Raw genomic sequence first — 19,676 nt, forward strand, 5'->3', positions numbered from 1 at the left:
TGCCAGCTCTTCGCTGGCATTTTTTATACCGCTTGCGCGGTAAGCTGCTTCATAAGCCTATCCATGGCGCGATATCCCAAGGCTTCGGCAATATGAGGGCGCTCTATACTCCGGCTCCCCGACAAATCGGCAATGGTACGAGCCACTTTGATAATCCGGTGGTACGCTCGAATAGATAAACCAAGCTGGTGCAGCGCATTTTCAAGAAACTCTGCATCTTGTTTTTGCAATGGGCAATATTTATCGATTTCACGCGTCCCTAGCAATGCGTTTACTTTCCCATTGCGCGATTGCATCCTCTCACGCGCAAAATTCACTCTTTGTTTTACTACCTGAGTAGGTTCGCCACGATCACCACCTTCAGAAAGCGTACCTTTTGGCAGCGCAGGGATTTCTAAAGACATATCGAACCTATCGAGCAGTGGTCCAGATAGGCGACCTAAATACCGGAGTATAGCTTGCGGATTCACACGAGCTTGGTTTCCTTCGTAATACCCTGTCGGACTTGGATTAAGTGCCCCAACTAGCTGGAAGCGAGCAGGAAAACGCGTTTTACCAGCTGCACGCGAGATGATGATTTCTCCTGACTCTAGAGGTTCGCGTAATGAATCCAGCACCTTTCGTTCAAACTCTGGCATTTCATCAAGAAATAGGAGCCCATTATGCGCTAATGAGATCTCACCAGGTCTAGGAATCGAGCCTCCGCCAACCAGAGCCGCCATAGAACTCGAATGGTGAGGAGAACGAAAAGGTCGTTTTTTCCAGTTGTATTGATTGATTTCCTGCTGAGTAAGGGATGCAACCGACGCCGTTTCCATCGCTTCTTGTTCATCCATATCGGGCAACAAATCACGCAATCGAGACGCAAGCATGGTTTTTCCTGTTCCCGGAGGGCCAAGGAACAACAGGTTATGATTACCTGCAGCGGCTATCTCTAGCGCACGCTTACCTTGCTGCTGCCCAATAATGTCTTGCAAACAACGAGATGACTCTTGGGTAACCGTGAGTTCAGGAGTCTGGAATAAAGAAAGGGGTTTTTGACCACATAAATCGGCGCATACGTCCAGCAAGTTGGCTGCCGATTTATGTGTATTTGCCCCAACCAATGCGGCTTGATCGCCATTGGTGTCAGGTACGACTAAACAGCGGTTACTCTTATTAGCCGCTAGCGCTGCTGGTAACACGCCTTTAACTGCTCTCAATTCACCAGATAGAGCAAGTTCGCCAATAAACTCTATTTGCCCCAGCTTAGTGATGGCGATTTGTTCTGATGCTGCCAATATCCCGAGCGCAATAGGCAAATCAAAGCGACCACCTTCTTTTGGCAAATCCGCAGGGGCTAAGTTCACCGTTATACGCTTGGCTGGAAATTCGAAGCCAGAGTTGATAATGGCGCTGCGCACTCTATCACGCGACTCTTTCACCGTTGTTTCAGGCAAGCCCACCAAAGTAAAACCGGGCATACCATTGCTGATGTGCACTTCAACCGTCACCTCTGGAGCTTCCACTCCTACACACGCGCGGCTGTGAATAATTGCTAAAGCCATGTTGCATCCTTGCCTATTATTTACACACAATGATAGATTTATAACTATCTAATTTTTAAATAATTATTCACTTTATAGCTTTTTTCCGTACGCGATAAATGTGAAAAAAGTCTTACTTTTCCCTTGTCATGTAACCAAAGAGTGTGTTACCACTAGAAACGCAAACAATTTCACAACTTTTGAATAATTAGAATTAATGAATTTAACTACTCGCATTAACGCACTCGTTGCCCTGATTATCGTGGTCATTATTAGGACCGCGCGGGGGATTGTGGGTAGGAAGTAACCACAGAATAGCAAAAACCCCCGCGCTGAGAAGCTCGGGGGTTTTTTTATAACTTAAGACATGATTAACCGAATACAATTAGGTTAATACAGGAAGAAATGGGAGCACACGATGTGCAATGGCAATAAGGGGATGAAGCCGTTTCATCCCTCGCAAATCGCAGGAGAGCAACTATGACAGGTGCTGAATTAGTTGTTGCGGCTTTGCAGCAAGAAGGTATTAAGACAATATTTGGCTACCCTGGTGGGGCAATCATGCCAATATATGATGCATTGTATGATGGTGGTGTGGAGCACATCCTATGTCGCCATGAACAAGGCGCTGCGATGGCAGCCATTGGTATGGCTCGTTCAACTCAAGATGTCGCTGTCTGTATGGCAACATCAGGACCAGGCGCAACCAACCTAGTCACTGGACTCGCAGATGCATTTCTAGATTCCGTTCCATTGGTTGCCATCACAGGTCAGGTTGCCAGCTCTCACATCGGTACTGATGCCTTCCAAGAAATGGACGTCATTGGTATGTCTTTAGCATGTACTAAGCACAGCTACCTCGTTACTGACATCAACGATCTCGCTCCCACTCTTGCTGAAGCTTTTGAAGTGGCGAAAAGTGGTCGTCCGGGTCCAGTCATTGTCGACATAGCTAAAGATGTGCAGTTAGCTCAAGCACCAACAGAAATACTGCCTCATTTTGAACCACCAGCCATTCCAGTCGCCAGCAAAGAATCCATATCACAAGCTCAAGAATTGCTTTCACAAGCAACGCGCCCAGTGTTGTATGTGGGTGGCGGTGTTCAACTTGCCAATGCTACCGAATCGGTACGTGAGTTTTTAAGAATTAACCCAATGCCTTCTGTTAGTACACTGAAAGGTTTGGGTACCGTTGATCGCCATGACCCTCATTACCTAGGTATGCTAGGGATGCACGGTACGAAAGCGGCAAATTTAGTGGTTCAAGAATCTGACCTACTGATCGTTGTAGGTGCTCGCTTTGATGACCGTGTGACGGGAAAACTCGATACTTTTGCCCCGCACGCCAAAGTCATTCACATTGACATCGATGCCGCTGAGTTCAATAAGCTGAGAACGGCAAACGCCTCAATACGCTGTGACATCAACGTGATACTTCCTCAATTAGAGCTTTCGCAAGATATTTCCCCTTGGGTTCATCACAGCGAAAGCCTAAGAAGTGGCTTTAAGTGGCGTTACGACCATCCGGGTGACCCTATTTTTGCGCCGCTATTGCTGAAGCAACTGTCTGACATGATGCCGGATTCATCGATTGTTTCTACGGATGTCGGTCAGCACCAAATGTGGGCGGCACAGCACATTCAACCTCGTGAACCTCAGAACTTCATCAGTTCTGCTGGTCTAGGCACCATGGGCTTTGGTTTACCTGCGGCAATGGGCGCGGCGGTTGCACGTCCTAACGACCAATCTATCCTTATATCAGGAGATGGTTCGTTCATGATGAATGTACAGGAACTGGGGACACTAAAGCGCCGCCAGATTCCAGTTAAAATGGTTCTGCTCGACAACCAGCGTTTGGGCATGGTTCGTCAATGGCAGTCTTTGTTCTTTGACGGCAGGCACAGTGAAACCATTTTAGATGACAACCCAGATTTCATTATGCTGGCACAAGCGTTTGGTATTCCGGGTAAACAAATCACGCGTAAGGAAGAGGTTGAGCCTGCGCTGAAAGAAATGCTAGAGAGCAAAACGTCGTACCTGCTTCATGTATTGATTGATGAAGAGCAAAACGTGTGGCCATTAGTTCCACCAGGTGCTTCGAACAATGACATGCTGGAGAACACCTAATGCAACGCTATTTATTAGATATCAAAGCCGACGATAAACCAGTGTTGCTGGAACGTGTTCTTCGCGTTGTACGCCATCGTGGTTTCATTATTCGCCAAGTCGCCGCCACTCAAAACCATGAAAGTAAAGTGGCCAGTGTTGAGATCATCGTTGACAGTGATCGCCCCATTTCTATGTTGGTCAGCCAGATCGAAAAATTGTGGGACATTCGCTCTGTCGATGTCACTGAGATCGAAACGAACGAACTCCCCAATAATAACTTACAACAAAAAGTGTGTGCATAAGGAAGGAACGCGAACATGACAGCAAGAACAGCCGATTACATCTGGTTTAATGGTGAAATGGTTCCATGGGGTGAAGCGAACGTTCACGTTTTGACCCACGCTATGCACTACGGTACGTCAGTATTTGAAGGGGTACGTTGCTACAACACCCCGAAAGGTCCTATCGTATTCCGTCACTTAGAGCACGCTAAACGCTTAAAAGATTCTGCCAAAATCTATCGCTTCCCTATTCCATATACTGTCGAAGAAATCATGGAAGCCACCCGAGAGACATTACGTCAAAACAAATTGGACAACGCGTATATCCGCCCATTAGGTTTTGTTGGAAATGTCGGTTTAGGGGTATGTCCGCCTGAAGGGACAGAAATGGAAGTGATCATTGCAGCATTCCCTTGGGGTTCTTACTTAGGTGAAGAAGCGTTAGAAAGTGGCGTTGATGCGATGATTTCAAGCTGGAATCGTGCTGCACCAAACACAATTCCGACAGCGGCTAAAGCTGGGGGCAACTATTTATCTTCTCTCCTCGTTGGCGGAGAAGCTCGTCGCCACGGTTACGACGAAGGTATTGCTCTAAGCGTTGACGGGTATCTATCGGAAGGTGCTGGTGAAAATATCTTTGTCATTAAAGACGGTGTTCTAATAACTCCACCAGCCACTAGCGCCATTCTACCGGGTATCACTCGCGACTCTATCATGACTCTAGCCAGAGACCGAGGCTACGAAGTACGCGAAACCAATATTGCCCGTGAAGCCTTGTATCTAGCCGATGAAGTTTTCATGACAGGCACAGCAGCAGAAATCGTTCCTGTTGCAACCATTGATAAAATTGAAGTGGGCAACGGCAAACGCGGCCCTATCACAAAAGTACTGCAAGACGCCTATTTTGGCTTGTTTAATGGCACCACAGAGGACAAGTGGGGCTGGTTAGATTACGTGTATCCTCAAGATGCAGAATCAACACAAAGTGCACCAGCGAAGTAAGGAATAAAACAATGCCAATATACAGATCAGCAACAACAACACACGGTAGAAACATGGCTGGTGCTCGCGCTTTATGGCGTGCAACAGGCGTAAAAGAAGAAGATTTCGGTAAGCCAATTATTGCTGTAGTGAACTCATTCACACAGTTTGTACCTGGACACGTTCACCTAAAGGACATGGGTCAATTGGTGGCTGGAGAAATCGAAAAAGCGGGCGGTATCGCTAAGGAATTTAACACCATCGCCGTTGATGATGGTATCGCAATGGGTCACGGCGGCATGCTGTATTCACTGCCTTCTCGTGAATTGATCGCCGATTCTGTTGAGTACATGGTAAACGCGCACTGTGCGGATGCGATGGTATGTATCTCTAACTGTGACAAAATCACACCGGGAATGTTGATGGCGTCCATGCGTCTAAACATTCCAGTGATCTTCGTTTCCGGTGGACCAATGGAAGCAGGTAAAACCAAGCTTTCAGATCAGTTGATCAAACTCGACCTAGTTGATGCGATGATCCAAGGTGCCGATCCAACGGTATCCGATGAACAAAGCCAGCAAGTAGAGCGTTCTGCGTGTCCAACTTGCGGTTCATGTTCCGGTATGTTCACCGCGAACTCGATGAACTGTCTAACAGAAGCACTTGGTCTTTCTCAACCAGGTAATGGTTCCATGCTAGCCACTCACGCCGATCGTGAGGAACTGTTCATCAATGCAGGAAAGCGAGTTGTTGAGCTTACTCGTCGTTACTACGAAAAAGACGACGAGACGGCGCTTCCGAGAAACATCGCAAACCGCGCCGCGTTTGAAAATGCCATGGCACTGGATATTGCGATGGGTGGTTCAAGTAATACTGTATTGCACCTATTGGCTGCGGCTCAAGAAGGCGAAATTGATTTTGACATGAAAGACATCGATGAAATGTCTCGACGTGTCCCACACCTATGTAAAGTGGCACCATCCACGCCAAAATATCACATGGAAGATGTTCACCGTGCTGGTGGTGTGATGGCCATTCTTGGTGAACTCGATCGCGCAGGATTACTAAACAGCGATACTCGTACCGTTCTGGGTTTATCTATGCAAGAACAGCTTGCAGAATACGACATCATCCAAACAGACAATGAAGATGTTCTAAAATTCTTCCGCGCTGGACCTGCTGGTATTCGTACCACAAAAGCGTTTTCTCAAGATTGTCGTTGGGATCGCTTGGATGATGACCGTGAAAACGGCTGTATCCGAACTAAAGAAAATGCCTTTAGCCAAGAAGGTGGATTGGCGGTACTTTCAGGCAATATCGCTGAAGATGGCTGTATAGTCAAAACAGCGGGCGTTGACGAAGATAATCTGAAATTCCAAGGACCAGCTGTCGTATTTGAAAGCCAAGATACCGCAGTAGAAGGTATTTTGGGTGGAAAAGTAAAAGCAGGTGAAGTCGTGGTTATTCGTTATGAAGGACCAAAAGGCGGACCTGGTATGCAGGAAATGCTTTACCCAACTACCTACTTGAAGTCGATGGGCTTAGGCAAATCTTGTGCACTTCTAACGGATGGTCGCTTCTCTGGTGGTACGTCTGGTTTATCCATCGGTCACACATCACCAGAAGCAGCCAGTGGCGGCACCATTGGTTTGGTTCAAAATGGCGACATCATTACCATTGATATCCCAAGCCGCTCTATCACCCTAGACGTATCTGAAGACGAATTGGCTACGCGCCGTGCGAAACAAGATGAACTAGGTTGGAAACCGGCGAACCGCCAACGTGAAGTATCTTTCGCTCTTAAAGCTTACGGCAGCATGGCGACCAGTGCAGACAAAGGTGCAGTCCGTGACAAATCGATGTTAGAGGACTAGCCGATGACACTGACCACTCAAACCGGCGCAGAATATCTGCGCCAAATCTTGCGCGCTCCTGTTTATGAAGTGGCAATGGTGTCTCCCTTTCAAGAGATGCCTCGGCTCTCTGCGCGCATTGGTAATCAAATTCAAATAAAGCGAGAAGATCGCCAGCCTGTTCATTCATTTAAGCTACGCGGCGCTTACAACATGGTCGCGAGCCTAACTGATCAGCAAAAAGCATCGGGCGTCATTGCGGCTTCTGCCGGGAATCACGCTCAAGGCATGGCACTGTCAGGCTCCAAATTAGGCATTCAAACTACCATCGTTATGCCCAAAACCACACCAGACATCAAAGTCGATGCGGTTCGAGGGTTTGGTGGAAATGTGGTACTTCACGGCAATAACTTTGATGAAGCCAAAGCCGAAGCAGAAAGATTGTCTGCTGAACATGGTTATACCTTCGTGCCACCCTTTGATCACCCTATGGTGATTGCAGGTCAAGGCACGATTGGTATGGAGATGCTGCAGCAAAATGGCCACCTAGATTACATCTTTGTCCCTGTTGGCGGAGGCGGTTTAGCTGCTGGCGTAGCGGTATTGGTCAAACAATTGATGCCAGAAATCAAAGTCATCGCTGTCGAGCCTGAAGAATCGGCGTGCCTAAAAGCAGCATTGGATGCGGGTGAGCCTGTGGTTCTGGATCAGGTGAGTATGTTTGCGGATGGTGTTGCGGTGAAGCGTATCGGCGAGGAAACTTTCCGGCTTTGCCAACAATACATCGACGGTCACATCAGTGTTTCCAGTGACGAAATCTGTTCTGCCGTGAAAGACATTTTTGAAGATACTCGTGCTATCGCTGAACCCTCAGGTGCTTTGGCTCTGGCAGGGTTGAAAAAGTTTGCCGAACAAAATGAGTTGAAAGACAAACAACTGGGTACCGTGCTATCTGGCGCAAACACCAACTTTCATGGTTTGCGTTATGTCTCTGAGCGTTGCGAACTTGGTGAAAAGCGAGAGGGTTTACTCGCGGTGACAATACCTGAGCGCCAAGGTGCTTTCTTCGAGTTTTGTAACTTGATTGGCGGCAGAGCCGTGACCGAATTTAATTACCGTTACAACGACGATCAACTTGCCAATATCTTTGTCGGTTTGCGCTTACAAGATGGTCAGCAAGAGTTGGATAGCGTCATACAAGATTTACGCGACGGCGGATACCCTGTTGTCGATTTATCTGATGATGAAATGGCGAAATTGCACGTCCGCTATATGATTGGTGGCAAGCCGTCAAAACCATTGAAAGAGCGATTGTACAGTTTTGAGTTCCCAGAATATCCGGGCGCACTTGTGAAATTCTTAAGTACGCTAGGCACCCACTGGAACATCAGCCTATTCAATTACCGAAACCAAGGCGCGGATTACGGTCGCGTACTTTGTGGGTTTGAATTGGAGGAGTCGGATCTGACTCGTTTCTCTGCTCACCTTCGAGAATTGGGTTATCAGTGCAAGGATGAGTCGGATAATCCGTCGTATCAGTTCTTTTTATCGTAATTCAAACGGGGCTTTCGCCCCGTTTTTCTAGCCGCTTGCAATCCAGTCTTGGTGCAGTTTTTCTGAAGCACCTAGATAATTAATCATCCAGTCACGTAATCGGTGCTCTTCACCCTGACGCCAAACCATACAACAAGCACTCATTGGTCTGTGTTCTACCGACAGCAGTTCTCTTGAGTAAAGCTCCCCGCGCTCCAAGTACCCTTGTGCGATGTGTTTAGGCATATACCCTACCCCAACACCATTTTTTAAACACTCTATGGCGCTGAACCAATTAGGCAGTAATATGCGCCGTTGCTCTTTGTAATGCCAGTTGTGCCGCTTAGGTAGTGTTATGGACGTATCATCGAGACAAATCGCAGGGTATGGACTTACGGTATCTTCATTTAGGACGGGTTCTAAAACGCAAGGGTGCGCTGGCGACATAACGAAGACCCACTCTAAATCCCCCATAGAGCGAATACCAAAATCGCCTCCAACGGGCACCGCAGCCGTAGCACCAAGTACGATATCTGTCCGCTCTTGCGAAATCGCTTCCCAAGATCCGTTAAACACTTCCATGTTGATTTGTAATTCAGCAAAATCGAAAGTCTGGTAAAAGTCTTCAATCATCGGCTTTAATTTGTCGAGTTTGACCACGTTATCGAGGGTAACTTTCAATGTTTGATGCCACCCCAATGCCGCACGACGCGTTTGGGCTCGGACCTCTTCCATTTCTCGTAGCATCTGCCTTGCGTGCTGAATAAACGTTTCTCCTGCTGGGGTCAGTTCTACTTTTCTGGGCAATCGACGAAACAGCAGCACACCCAAATCTTGCTCGATTTGCCTGACGCCATAACTCACCGCAGATGGCACTTTATGTAGACGCGCTGCCGCCGCGGTAAAGCTGCCCATTCTTGCAACCGTATCCAACATTTCTAAAGATTGTTTTGAGAACATTTGCTTTCAAAATTTTTGATTGATAACCACAAAATATAGCGCTTATCGTTTCCTATATCCAAAAATAGAATGATTTCATCAAAGAAGCTGACCATTAGATCGCTTTTAAACCATCAAAAAATTTAAACGGAAAATTGATGAACATAACTAAATATCAACTCTTTTATCTTGCGTGCTTATCGATGCTCGGTTTTATTGCTACCGATATGTACCTACCCGCATTCAAGGCAATGGAGCAAGATCTAACAACAGGTCCCGAATCCATCGCTCTTTCTTTATCTATATTCCTAGGTGGCTTGGCTGTCGGTCAGCTAGTTTGGGGATTAGCCAGCGATAAATTTGGCCACAGGAAAACACTGGCTGTCGGGCTACTGATTTTTTCTGCCGCGTCGATGGGACTCGTTTTTACTAAAGAAATTTGGCAATTGCTATGCCTTAGATTTATTCAAGCGATTGGAGTTTGTGCGCCAGCGGTCATTTGGCAAGCCATAGTCATTAGTCAAAATTCAAAGAAAGTAAGCCAACAAATTTTTTCAACCATTATGCCCTTGGTCGCGCTATCACCGGCTTTAGCACCACAGCTTGGTGTCTTGCTACTGAATAACATAGGATGGCGCAGTATCTTTGTTGCACTAACGCTAATGGGTGTCGTATTAGCATTCATGACACTCGCACAAAAAGAGTCTAACGCCCCACATAAGTCCACCAGCGTAAAAGCCGACATTTCTGCTCTCATGCACTCTCGGGTTTACCTAGGTAATGTGATGATGTTTGCCACTGCTTCAGCGGCTTTTTTTGCCTACCTAACGGGCATGCCCGAAATAATGGCAAAACTTGGCTACGATGCGAAAGATATTGGCATGAGTTTCATCCCTCAAACCATCGCATTTATGTTGGGTGGGTATTTGGGGAAACGCTTTGTGGGTCTATATGGTGATGAGCGAGTGTTAAAACAGCTACTGGCTTTGTTCAGCGTATCCTCCATGCTGGTGTTTGCCGCAACACAATGGGCTCTGACGACCATCTACCCGCTACTGATTCCCTTTTGTTTTATCGCCGTAGCGAATGGCGCTCTTTACCCAATCGTTGTAAACCGAGCGTTATCAAGTGCGAAACAAAGCCCAGCAACCGCTGCGGGGTTACAAAATAGCTTACAAATTTGCATCAGTGGATTAGCCAGTGCCTTGGTTGCATGGCTTGCAAGCGATGCGTTAAAGGTTACGGGAATAGCCATCATCATTTGTTTGGTAGGACTTTGGTTAGGCTATTTTGTCTCGCATGAAAAAGCCGCTAGGCATTTCACACTGCCTGACAATTCGCGAGTTGCGAGAGAAGATTAAGGTAAAAAGAAAGGAGCATAGCGCTCCTTTCATTCCATTTTAATTATCGAGTTCGTCGATCAAAGGCTTTTCAGCCCCCATTTTTCAGCTGTTTGCTTAAAGAAGCCCTGAGTTTTCTTCAATTCTACCCAGTGATTCACGTAGTTGATCCATACTTGGTCATCTTGCGGTAGCAACATAGAAATAGGAGTTGGACGGCGAGGTTTTTCAACGGGCACTATCGCGAGCTGCTTAAACTTCTCAACCAGGGTCGCCGCTTCTACATTGGAAGTAACAGACACATCTGCACGGCGAGCCAGTAATTCTTGGAAATCACGAGCGGGTGCTTCGATGACGACATGCTTTGCATCAGGGAAGAAATCTTTCACCATCTTTTCCTGAACAGTGCCTAGTGTCGCAGCAACTCGGATATCCGATTGATTGAAATCGCTCCAATCAGAAAATTTAGCTAAATCTTTTTTCTGAACCACAGGGACAAAAGCTAGATAAAAGTACGGTTGACTGTACCCAGCCACTTTAGCACGCGACATATTAAGTGACGCACTGCCTGTAATATCGTATTTATTCGCGGTTACACCATTAACCAATGTTTTCCAATCGGTTGCGACGTATTCCACTTTCACGCCCAGATCTTTCGCCAGTTCTGTAGTGACATCGATATCAAAGCCTCTGTAACTGTTATCTGCTGGATTTTTCATCGTCATGGGATTCCAATCTCCAGTAGTACCCACACGAAGCACGCCTGCATCCAGTATTTCATGCAAGCGGCTAGCCGCCTGAGCTTGCGCCAATCCCAACAGCAATACACTAAAACCAATTAACCACTTTTTCATTTTAATTCCTTTTTAATGTTCGAAAAAACAACGTTTTCTCACGACAACACTGATAACATAGCAATATCTTTAAACAAATTTTAGCGTTTGGTTATAAATATTGTGCGTTTGTCTTCGCTTTTTGTTGCTTTGTCTGTATTCCTCCTATCAGGGTGCAGCGATTATCAATGGGGTTGGTACGTATTAGATCCCACGACCGAGCAAGGTCTTATCAATCTAAAATTCTTAATAGCCGGCTTTGAAGATACGATATACATCTCTTTAATCAGCATGCTGCTCGCGATGTTATTGGGTTTAATCGTAGCGTTGCCAGCTTTGAGTGAACGTAAATCGCTTCGAGCAGTGAATCGAATATACGTTGAAAGTATCCGTTCCATCCCTGTTTTAGTGTTGTTGCTCTGGGTTTATTACGGTTTGCCGACACTTATGGATGTCTCGCTCGACTATTTTGCAGCAGGAGTGATAGCACTGACTATCGCTGAAAGTGCCTTTATGGCAGAGGTATTTCGTGGTGGTATTCAAGCCATTGCGCGAGGTCAGCATGAAGCAGCAGAATCGCTGGGGCTAAATTACTGGCAGAAAATGAGACTGGTCATATTGCCACAAGCCTTAAGACAAATACTCCCTCCGTTGGGTAACCAATTTGTCTATATTTTGAAAATGTCGTCCTTGGTCAGTGTCATTGGTTTAAGTGACTTAACTCGGCGAGCTAACGAACTGGTCGTCAACGAATACTTACCATTAGAGATTTATACCTTTTTAGTACTTGAGTACTTAATACTCATCCTATTTGTTTCTCAATGTGTTAGATGGCTAGAAAAACGCATTGCCATTCCGAGCAACTAGCTCTTTTAGGGCTTAATACAGATACAAAAAAGGCTGACATCACCATCAGCCTTTTCATAAGATCTATTCGATTAAAACGCTATCACGCTTATTTGATTTTAACTGGTCGCTGCCAGTCAGCGATCTTGCGCTCTTTCGCGCGAGTGATGACTAACTCACCTTCATCGACATCTTTCGTTAATGTTGTTCCTGCACCAATCGTTGCACCATTCGCCACCGTTACAGGTGCGATGAGCTGACTGTCTGACCCAACAAATACGTCATCACCAATGATGGTTTTGAATTTATTTGCACCGTCATAGTTACAAGTAATCGCACCAGCACCAATATTGGTACGTTGACCAATTTCAGCATCACCCAAATACGTAAGGTGATTTGCTTTAGAACCTTCACCCAAGCGCGCATTTTTCACTTCAACAAAGTTGCCAACATGAGCGTCGTTACGAAGCTCTGCGCCAGGTCGTAAGCGAGTGAATGGTCCGACGGTACACTCTTCGCCCACAGTCGCACCTTCAATGACGCTGTAAGGGCGAACGATAGTGTTGTCATCGATCTCGCAGTCTTTCAGCACACAACCTGTACCGATGACCACATTGTCACCTAAGCTAACATTACCTTCGATAATCACGTTGGTATCAATCTCGACGTCCATTCCACACTGGAGCGCTCCACGAAGATCAAATCGCTCAGGGTCACGTAACATCACGCCTTGCTCAAGCAAAGTTTGCGCATTCATACGCTGGTATGCACGCTCAAGCTTGGCTAATTGAGCGCGATCATTCACACCCTCTACTTCAATAGGGTTCGCGGGATGAACCGCTTCTACAGCACGACCTTCACTATGTGCTGCTGCAATTACGTCCGTTAGGTAATACTCGCCTTGCGCATTTTCGTTCTTAAGATTCGCTAACCAGCGCTTCAGATCACCGCCCGTAGCCACCATAACGCCGGTATTGATTTCTTTGATCAGCTTTTGTTCTTCTGTCGCGTCCTTTTGCTCCACAATCGCCACAACCGGACCATTTTTACGAACAATACGCCCGTAGCCCATCGGGTTGTCTAGCACCACGGTTAACAAGGCAATACCACCGTGAGGCTGTGCTTCTAATAGGTTTTCAACCGTTTGAGAAGAAATAAGTGGAACGTCTCCGTACAACACCAGTATTTTCTCGTCATCGGCAAACTCAGATGACGCTTGATTGACCGCATGCCCTGTCCCTAGCTGCTCGGCTTGTAGCACCCAATTGACTGGCTCTTGCGACAACGACGCTTTCATTTGATCACCACCATGCCCATAAACAAGGTGAATATTTTGAGCACCCAGTCCATTACAGGTATCAATAACGTGTTTTGCCATAGGCTTGCCTGCAAGTGTATGAAGCACTTTAGGCTTATTAGAATACATGCGGGTGCCTTTACCCGCAGCGAGGATAACCGCGCTGAATTTCATAAATAGTGGTTCCTAAAAGACGTTGTCGTTTAAGTGATAGATTTTAGCTTGAATTACACGAAGAGTTAAAGATTCGGAGTGGTTTTCGTGCCAAATGATGACTTGGTTTAACAAAAATAGGACAACAGGCTGAAGGTAATGATGAGATAGGTTGAACTAATCAGAAATTAAAGCAAAAAAACAAAGGCGACCCTAAGGTCGCCTTAATCGCTGCGCTAATGATTAGCGTACTTTTTTGGTCAGTTCGATTACTCGAAGCTGAGCAATGGCTTTAGCCAGCTCACTGGCCGCTTGTGCAAAGTCCATGTCGCCATGCTGATTATGGATATTCTCCTCAGCCTTGCGCTTGGCTTCTTCTGCCTTAGCTGCGTCTAGATCTTCACCACGGATAGCTGTGTCAGCCAATACAGTCGCTGTACCAGGCTGAACTTCCATCATGCCACCAGAGATGTAAATCACCTCTTCGTGACCGTGTTGCTTCACAATACGCACCATTCCAGGCGTAATAGCGGTCAGCAGCGGTGTATGCCCAGGATAAATTCCTAGCTCACCTTCGCTACCGGTCACCTGAAATGTCTCAACAAGTCCTGAGAAAAGTCTTTTCTCTGCACTTACAACATCCAAGTGAAAGGTCATTGCTGCCATATCGCCTCCTAAATAGCCTTATAGCTTCTTCGCATTCTCGATAGCATCATCGATAGTACCGCAGTACATGAACGATTGCTCTGGAATGTCATCGTATTCACCAGATAGCAGACCTTTGAAACCACGTAGGGTTTCTTTCAGAGGTACGTATACACCTGGGTCGCCTGTAAATACTTCAGCTACGTGGTAAGGCTGAGTTAGGAAACGCTCAATCTTACGTGCACGAGATACGATTTGCTTATCTTGTTCAGAAAGCTCATCCATACCTAGGATAGCGATGATGTCTTTCAGCTCTTTATAGCGCTGAAGTGTCGACTGAACGCCACGAGCGATGTCGTAGTGCTCTTGACCAACAACCAATGGATCAAGCTGACGTGACGTCGAATCCAGTGGGTCGATCGCAGGGTATAGACCCATAGCTGCGATGTTACGGTTAAGTACAACCGTTGCATCCAAGTGAGCAAACGTTGTTGCTGGAGATGGGTCAGTCAAGTCATCCGCAGGTACGTATACCGCCTGAACAGAGGTGATAGAACCTGCTTTCGTTGACGTGATACGCTCCTGTAGAACACCCATTTCTTCTGCAAGTGTTGGCTGGTAACCTACCGCAGATGGCATACGACCTAGAAGTGCTGATACTTCAGTACCTGCTAGTGTATAACGGTAGATGTTATCAACGAACAACAGTACGTCACGACCTTCGTCACGGAAACGCTCTGCCATTGTTAGACCAGTCAGTGCAACACGCAGACGGTTACCTGGTGGCTCGTTCATCTGACCGTAAACCATTGCTACCTTAGATTCTTCAGGATTCTCAACGTTTACAACGCCCGCTTCCTGCATCTCGTGGTAGAAGTCGTTACCTTCACGAGTACGCTCACCTACACCAGCAAATACTGATAGACCAGAGTGTTGAAGTGCGATGTTGTTGATAAGTTCCATCATGTTAACGGTCTTACCTACACCTGCACCACCAAACAGACCGATTTTACCACCCTTAGCGAATGGACAAACCAAGTCGATTACTTTAACACCTGTCTCTAGTAGAGCAGTTTCGTTAGATTGCTCTTCGTAACTTGGTGCTTGGCGGTGAATTGCATAGTGCTCTTCTGCACCGATTTCACCACACTCATCAATCGCGTCACCTAGAACGTTCATGATACGACCAAGAGTCTTAGTACCTACTGGTACTGAGATTGGAGCGCCAGTGTTTTCCACTGTCAGTCCACGACGTAAACCATCAGAGCTACCCATAACGATTGCGCGAATTACGCCACCGCCTAGCTGCTGTTGAACTTCAAGAACGAGACGCTCTTTTGCTTCAACAACGTTCAGAGCATCATATACACTTGGTACTTCGCTCTGTGGGAACTCTACGTCGACTACCGCACCGATGATCTGTACGATCTTACCTGTAGCCATCGTTAATCCTCTAACTTATTAGTTTTACCTATGCTTAAACCGCGGCAGCACCACCAACGATTTCCGACAGTTCTTGTGTGATAGCCGCTTGACGCGCCTTGTTGTACACAAGCTCTAGGTCTTCAATCAGGTTGGTTGCGTTGTCAGTTGCAGCTTTCATTGCGATCATTCGAGCCGCTTGCTCACAAGCAAGGTTCTCGACCACGCCTTGGTACACTTGTGATTCAACGTAGCGAATCAGTAGAGTATCTAGAAGTGGTTTTGGCTCAGGCTCATAAATGTAGTCCCAAGCATGTTCGCGCTGCATCTCTTCGCTGTCCGATTTTGGCAGAGGCAGTAATTGATCGATCGTTGGTTCTTGTACCATAGTGTTTACAAAGTGGTTGTACACTACATACAGACGATCCAACTCGCCTTCATCATACTTCTTCAACATCACGCTTACTGAACCGATCAAGTCTTCAAGACTTGGGCTATCGCCCAGACCAGAAACTTGAGCTGCTACTTTTGCGCCACTGTTGTTAAAGAACGCTGTCGCTTTAGAACCAACAATAGCCAGTTCAACGTCTGCGCCTTTATCCGACCATTCTTTCATGTCTAATGTCGCTTTCTTGAACAAGTTAATGTTCAAACCACCACACAGACCACGGTCGGTAGAAACGATGATGTAACCAACACGTTTGGCTTCACGTTCCTCAAGATAAGGATGCTTATACTCAAGGCTACCGTTCGCCACATGACCGATCACTTTACGCATTGTTTCAGCATATGGACGAGAAGCTTGACGCGCGTCTTGTGAACGTCGCATCTTAGAAGCCGCTACCATTTCCATCGCTTTCGTAATTTTCTGCGTGCTTTTAACACTACCGATTTTATTACGTATCTCTTTTGCGCCGGCCATCGTATTACTCTCCGTTTATGGTAATAGGTGACCTTACGGCCACCGACCAATTACCAAGTCTGGGTTGCCTTGAAATCGTCAGCTAGCTTTTTAAGCTGCGCTTCGATGTCATTGTTGTAAGCACCCGTTGCATCGATCTCTTTTACAAGATCAGCGTATTGACTGCGAGCATACGACAGTAGAGCTGATTCAAAATCAGCAAGCTTATCAAGATCTATATCTTCAAGATAACCGCGCTCTGCCGCGAAGATAACTAGTGCTTGGTCAAATACAGACATAGGAGCGTATTGCTTCTGCTTCATCAGTTCTGTAACTTTTTGACCGTGATCTAGCTGCTTCTTAGTCGCTTCATCAAGGTCAGACGAGAACTGAGCAAACGCTGCAAGTTCACGATACTGTGCAAGAGCGGTACGAATACCACCAGACAGCTTCTTGATGATTTTAGTTTGCGCTGAACCACCTACACGAGATACTGAAATACCTGGGTCAACAGCTGGACGTACGCCCGCGTTGAACAGTTCAGTTTGTAGGAAGATCTGACCATCAGTAATCGAGATTACGTTCGTCGGTACGAAGGCAGATACGTCACCTGCTTGCGTTTCGATGATAGGTAGAGCAGTCAAAGAACCAGTCTTGCCTTTCACTTCACCGTTAGTGAATTTCTCTACGTACTCTTCGCTAACACGAGCTGCACGCTCTAGTAGACGTGAGTGAAGGTAGAAAACATCACCAGGGAACGCTTCACGACCAGGTGGACGCTTAAGCAATAGAGAGATTTGACGGTAAGCGACAGCTTGCTTAGATAGATCATCATAAACAATCAGTGCGTCTTCACCGCGATCGCGGAAGTATTCGCCCATCGCACAACCAGCGTATGGTGCTAGGTATTGTAGCGCCGCTGATTCAGAAGCAGATGCAACAACAACGATAGTGTTAGCTAGCGCGCCGTGCTCTTCCAATTTGCGAACTACGTTAGCGATAGTCGATGCTTTTTGACCGATAGCTACGTAGATAGAGAAAATACCTGAATCTTTCTGGTTAATGATCGAGTCAATCGCCATCGCTGTTTTACCAGTCTGGCGGTCGCCGATCACAAGTTCACGCTGACCACGACCGATTGGGATCATTGAGTCAACAGATTTGTAACCAGTTTGTACAGGTTGATCAACCGATTTACGATCGATTACACCTGGTGCGATAACTTCTACAGGAGAAGAAAGTTTCGCTTCAAGTGGACCTTTGCCATCAATTGGCTCACCAAGTGTGTTTACAACACGACCTAATAGTTCAGGACCAACTGGTACTTCAAGAATACGACCAGTACCAGTTACTTTCATGCCTTCCTTAAGGTCGGCATATGGGCCCATTACAACTGCACCAACCGAGTCACGCTCAAGGTTAAGTGCGAGTGCATAACGACCACCCGGTAATTCAATCATTTCACCTTGCATCACGTCCGCTAGGCCGTGAATGCGAATGATACCGTCGCTTACCGATACGATAGTACCTTCATTACGAGCTTCACTTACAACGTTGAAAGATTCAATACGCTGTTTGATCAGTTCGCTTATTTCCGTGGAATTAAGTTGCATGCTCCAATCCCCATCAAGACTGCAATGCATCGCTCAGGCGGTTCAAACGTCCACGCGCTGAGTTATCAATGACTAGGTCTCCGGCTCGAATTATAACCCCACCAAGTAGGGTCTCATCTATGCTGCAATTCAGCTTTACTTTGCGCTCTAGGCGTTTTTCAAGTTTGCTGCTGATTTCTGCTTGTTGTTCTTCAGAAAGGTCGGTTGCTGAAATAACATCAACTTCGATTTCTTTCTCATGCTCTCGTTTAAGAGCGAAGTAACCACTGCAGACTTCAGGAAGGGCCTTTAAGCGACCATTCTGAGCCAATACCTTAATTAGGTTTTGGCCGTTTTCATCAAACTGTTCGCCGCAAATCGCGATAAAAAGCTCAGAAAGCTTTTCAGCTGTCATTGACCCGTCTAGCAAGTCAGCAACATCATCATTTTTTGCGACTTCCGCTGCGAAAGTCAGCATCTGTCCCCATTGGTCCAGTGCATCTTTCTCAACAGCAAAGTCAAAAGCTGCTTTAGCATAGGGGCGTGCGATTGTAGTCAAATCAGACATATGCTGCCCCTTGCATTAAAGTTTTGCAGTAATGTTGTCAAGAATATCCTTGTGCGCTGCATCATCGATAGAGCGTTCTAGGATCTTCTCAGCACCAGCTACAGCCAGAGTAGCAACTTGTTTGCGCAGGTCATCGCGCGCGCGGTTGCGTTCTGCTTCAACTTCTGCTTCTGCTTGAGTCAAGATTTTATGGCGTTCAGCCAAAGCATCTTCACGAGCTTCATCCAGAATTTGAGACTTACGCTTGTTCGCTTGGTCGATGATCTCAGTTGCTGTGCGCTTCGCTTCTTTAAGTTGATCAGAAGCATTGGCTTGTGCTAGATCCAAGTCTTTAGCAGCACGTTCAGCTGCTTGTAGACCGTCAGCAATTTTCTTCTGACGTTCTTCGATCGCTTGCATAATTGGCGGCCATACATACTTCATGCAGAACCACACAAACAGTGCGAACGAGATTGCTTGACCTAGCAGAGTTGCGTTCATATTCACAACAGCTACCCCTCTTAATTAGACTTAGTGTTAATCAGTGACAAGCTAGTGCTTGCCGCTCAAAACCAATGATTAACCAGCTAATTGACCAACGAACGGGTTTGCGAAAGTGAATAGCAGCGCGATTACGATACCGATCATTGGAACCGCATCCAATAGACCAGCGATGATGAACATCTTAACTTGAAGCATTGGCGCCATTTCAGGTTGACGTGCTGCACCTTCAAGGAATTTACCACCCAGAATTGCGAAGCCAATTGCAGTACCAACTGCACATAGACCTACGATGATTGCTACTGCGATTGCTGAGAAGCTTAATACAGTTTCCATTACTATCTCCAATATATAGCGATTAACTAAAACTACTTAGA

The 19,676-nt window shown here is 46.4% G+C and carries 18 protein-coding genes; 7 read left to right on the forward strand and 11 right to left on the reverse strand.

What is annotated here, in order from left to right:
- Positions 1 to 23: 23 nt before the first annotated feature.
- Positions 24 to 1,547 (reverse strand): YifB family Mg chelatase-like AAA ATPase, encoded by a 1,524-nt coding sequence (locus tag Q8W40_RS22530; RefSeq protein WP_305400408.1) that lies wholly within the window; start codon positions 1,545 to 1,547, stop codon positions 24 to 26.
- Positions 1,548 to 2,006: 459 nt separating this feature from the next.
- Here Q8W40_RS22530 and ilvG point away from each other — a divergent pair, with 459 nt between their 5' ends.
- The 5 genes from ilvG to ilvA are packed head-to-tail and all read left to right on the forward strand — an operon-like array spanning position 2,007 to position 8,304.
- Positions 2,007 to 3,653, forward strand: coding sequence for an acetolactate synthase 2 catalytic subunit (gene ilvG, locus Q8W40_RS22535; RefSeq protein WP_305400409.1), 1,647 nt, complete (start codon positions 2,007 to 2,009; stop codon positions 3,651 to 3,653).
- Entirely contained in the window at positions 3,653 to 3,937 is a 285-nt protein-coding gene (gene ilvM, locus Q8W40_RS22540; RefSeq protein ID WP_104398593.1) for an acetolactate synthase 2 small subunit, read from the forward strand. The genes ilvG and ilvM overlap by 1 nt, the downstream gene beginning before the upstream one ends.
- A 15-nt stretch (positions 3,938 to 3,952) precedes the next feature.
- On the forward strand, positions 3,953 to 4,918 hold the full coding sequence (gene ilvE, locus Q8W40_RS22545) for a branched-chain-amino-acid transaminase (RefSeq protein ID WP_305400410.1): 966 nt from the start codon (positions 3,953 to 3,955) through the stop codon (positions 4,916 to 4,918).
- Positions 4,919 to 4,929: 11 nt separating this feature from the next.
- Positions 4,930 to 6,771, forward strand: a complete 1,842-nt coding sequence (ilvD, locus tag Q8W40_RS22550; RefSeq protein ID WP_305400411.1) for a dihydroxy-acid dehydratase — start codon at positions 4,930 to 4,932, stop codon at positions 6,769 to 6,771.
- A 3-nt stretch (positions 6,772 to 6,774) separates the two neighbouring features.
- A complete protein-coding gene (gene ilvA, locus Q8W40_RS22555; RefSeq protein ID WP_305400413.1) occupies positions 6,775 to 8,304 on the forward strand; it encodes a threonine ammonia-lyase, biosynthetic in 1,530 nt (509 codons plus the stop codon).
- Positions 8,305 to 8,331: 27 nt separating this feature from the next.
- Here the strand turns inward: ilvA and punR are convergent, their stop codons facing one another.
- Positions 8,332 to 9,243: a DNA-binding transcriptional activator PunR gene (punR, locus tag Q8W40_RS22560; RefSeq protein ID WP_305400415.1), complete on the reverse strand. Its 912-nt coding sequence runs from the start codon at positions 9,241 to 9,243 to the stop codon at positions 8,332 to 8,334.
- Between the two features lie 137 nt (positions 9,244 to 9,380).
- Between punR and punC the strand changes: the two genes are divergently transcribed.
- Positions 9,381 to 10,583, forward strand: coding sequence for a purine nucleoside transporter PunC (punC, locus tag Q8W40_RS22565; protein WP_305400416.1), 1,203 nt, complete (start codon positions 9,381 to 9,383; stop codon positions 10,581 to 10,583).
- 59 nt (positions 10,584 to 10,642) lie between these two features.
- On the opposite strand, the gene Q8W40_RS22570 is transcribed toward punC, so the two are convergent.
- Positions 10,643 to 11,416, reverse strand: coding sequence for a transporter substrate-binding domain-containing protein (locus Q8W40_RS22570; protein WP_305400419.1), 774 nt, complete (start codon positions 11,414 to 11,416; stop codon positions 10,643 to 10,645).
- 108 nt (positions 11,417 to 11,524) lie between these two features.
- Between Q8W40_RS22570 and Q8W40_RS22575 the strand changes: the two genes are divergently transcribed.
- Entirely contained in the window at positions 11,525 to 12,262 is a 738-nt protein-coding gene (locus tag Q8W40_RS22575; protein ID WP_370693425.1) for an amino acid ABC transporter permease, read from the forward strand.
- Positions 12,263 to 12,350: 88 nt separating this feature from the next.
- Here Q8W40_RS22575 and glmU read toward each other — a convergent pair whose 3' ends face one another.
- The 8 genes from glmU to atpE all read right to left on the reverse strand — a co-directional run bounded on the left by glmU (position 12,351) and on the right by atpE (position 19,635).
- Positions 12,351 to 13,712 carry a bifunctional UDP-N-acetylglucosamine diphosphorylase/glucosamine-1-phosphate N-acetyltransferase GlmU gene (glmU, locus tag Q8W40_RS22580; RefSeq protein ID WP_305400422.1) on the reverse strand — a complete coding sequence of 454 codons (1,362 nt, stop codon included), beginning with the start codon at positions 13,710 to 13,712 and terminating at the stop codon, positions 12,351 to 12,353.
- 222 nt (positions 13,713 to 13,934) lie between these two features.
- On the reverse strand, positions 13,935 to 14,357 hold the full coding sequence (locus tag Q8W40_RS22585; RefSeq protein ID WP_101114842.1) for a F0F1 ATP synthase subunit epsilon: 423 nt from the start codon (positions 14,355 to 14,357) through the stop codon (positions 13,935 to 13,937).
- Positions 14,358 to 14,375: 18 nt separating this feature from the next.
- On the reverse strand, positions 14,376 to 15,779 hold the full coding sequence (gene atpD, locus Q8W40_RS22590; RefSeq protein ID WP_101114844.1) for a F0F1 ATP synthase subunit beta: 1,404 nt from the start codon (positions 15,777 to 15,779) through the stop codon (positions 14,376 to 14,378).
- Between the two features lie 34 nt (positions 15,780 to 15,813).
- The gene (gene atpG / locus Q8W40_RS22595; protein WP_101114846.1) at positions 15,814 to 16,680 is read right to left on the reverse strand and encodes a F0F1 ATP synthase subunit gamma; all 867 of its coding nucleotides are present in this window, start codon (positions 16,678 to 16,680) and stop codon (positions 15,814 to 15,816) included.
- Between the two features lie 50 nt (positions 16,681 to 16,730).
- Entirely contained in the window at positions 16,731 to 18,272 is a 1,542-nt protein-coding gene (atpA, locus tag Q8W40_RS22600) for a F0F1 ATP synthase subunit alpha (RefSeq protein WP_305400425.1), read from the reverse strand.
- A 13-nt stretch (positions 18,273 to 18,285) separates the two neighbouring features.
- Positions 18,286 to 18,819 (reverse strand): F0F1 ATP synthase subunit delta, encoded by a 534-nt coding sequence (atpH, locus tag Q8W40_RS22605; RefSeq protein WP_305400426.1) that lies wholly within the window; start codon positions 18,817 to 18,819, stop codon positions 18,286 to 18,288.
- A gap of 15 nt (positions 18,820 to 18,834) precedes the next feature.
- On the reverse strand, positions 18,835 to 19,305 hold the full coding sequence (gene atpF / locus Q8W40_RS22610) for a F0F1 ATP synthase subunit B (protein ID WP_101114852.1): 471 nt from the start codon (positions 19,303 to 19,305) through the stop codon (positions 18,835 to 18,837).
- A gap of 72 nt (positions 19,306 to 19,377) precedes the next feature.
- On the reverse strand, positions 19,378 to 19,635 hold the full coding sequence (gene atpE, locus Q8W40_RS22615; RefSeq protein ID WP_004411110.1) for a F0F1 ATP synthase subunit C: 258 nt from the start codon (positions 19,633 to 19,635) through the stop codon (positions 19,378 to 19,380).
- Positions 19,636 to 19,676: the final 41 nt, after the last annotated feature.

This window comes from Vibrio penaeicida (assembly GCF_030689305.1).
In the GTDB taxonomy this organism is placed as follows: domain Bacteria; phylum Pseudomonadota; class Gammaproteobacteria; order Enterobacterales; family Vibrionaceae; genus Vibrio; species Vibrio penaeicida_B.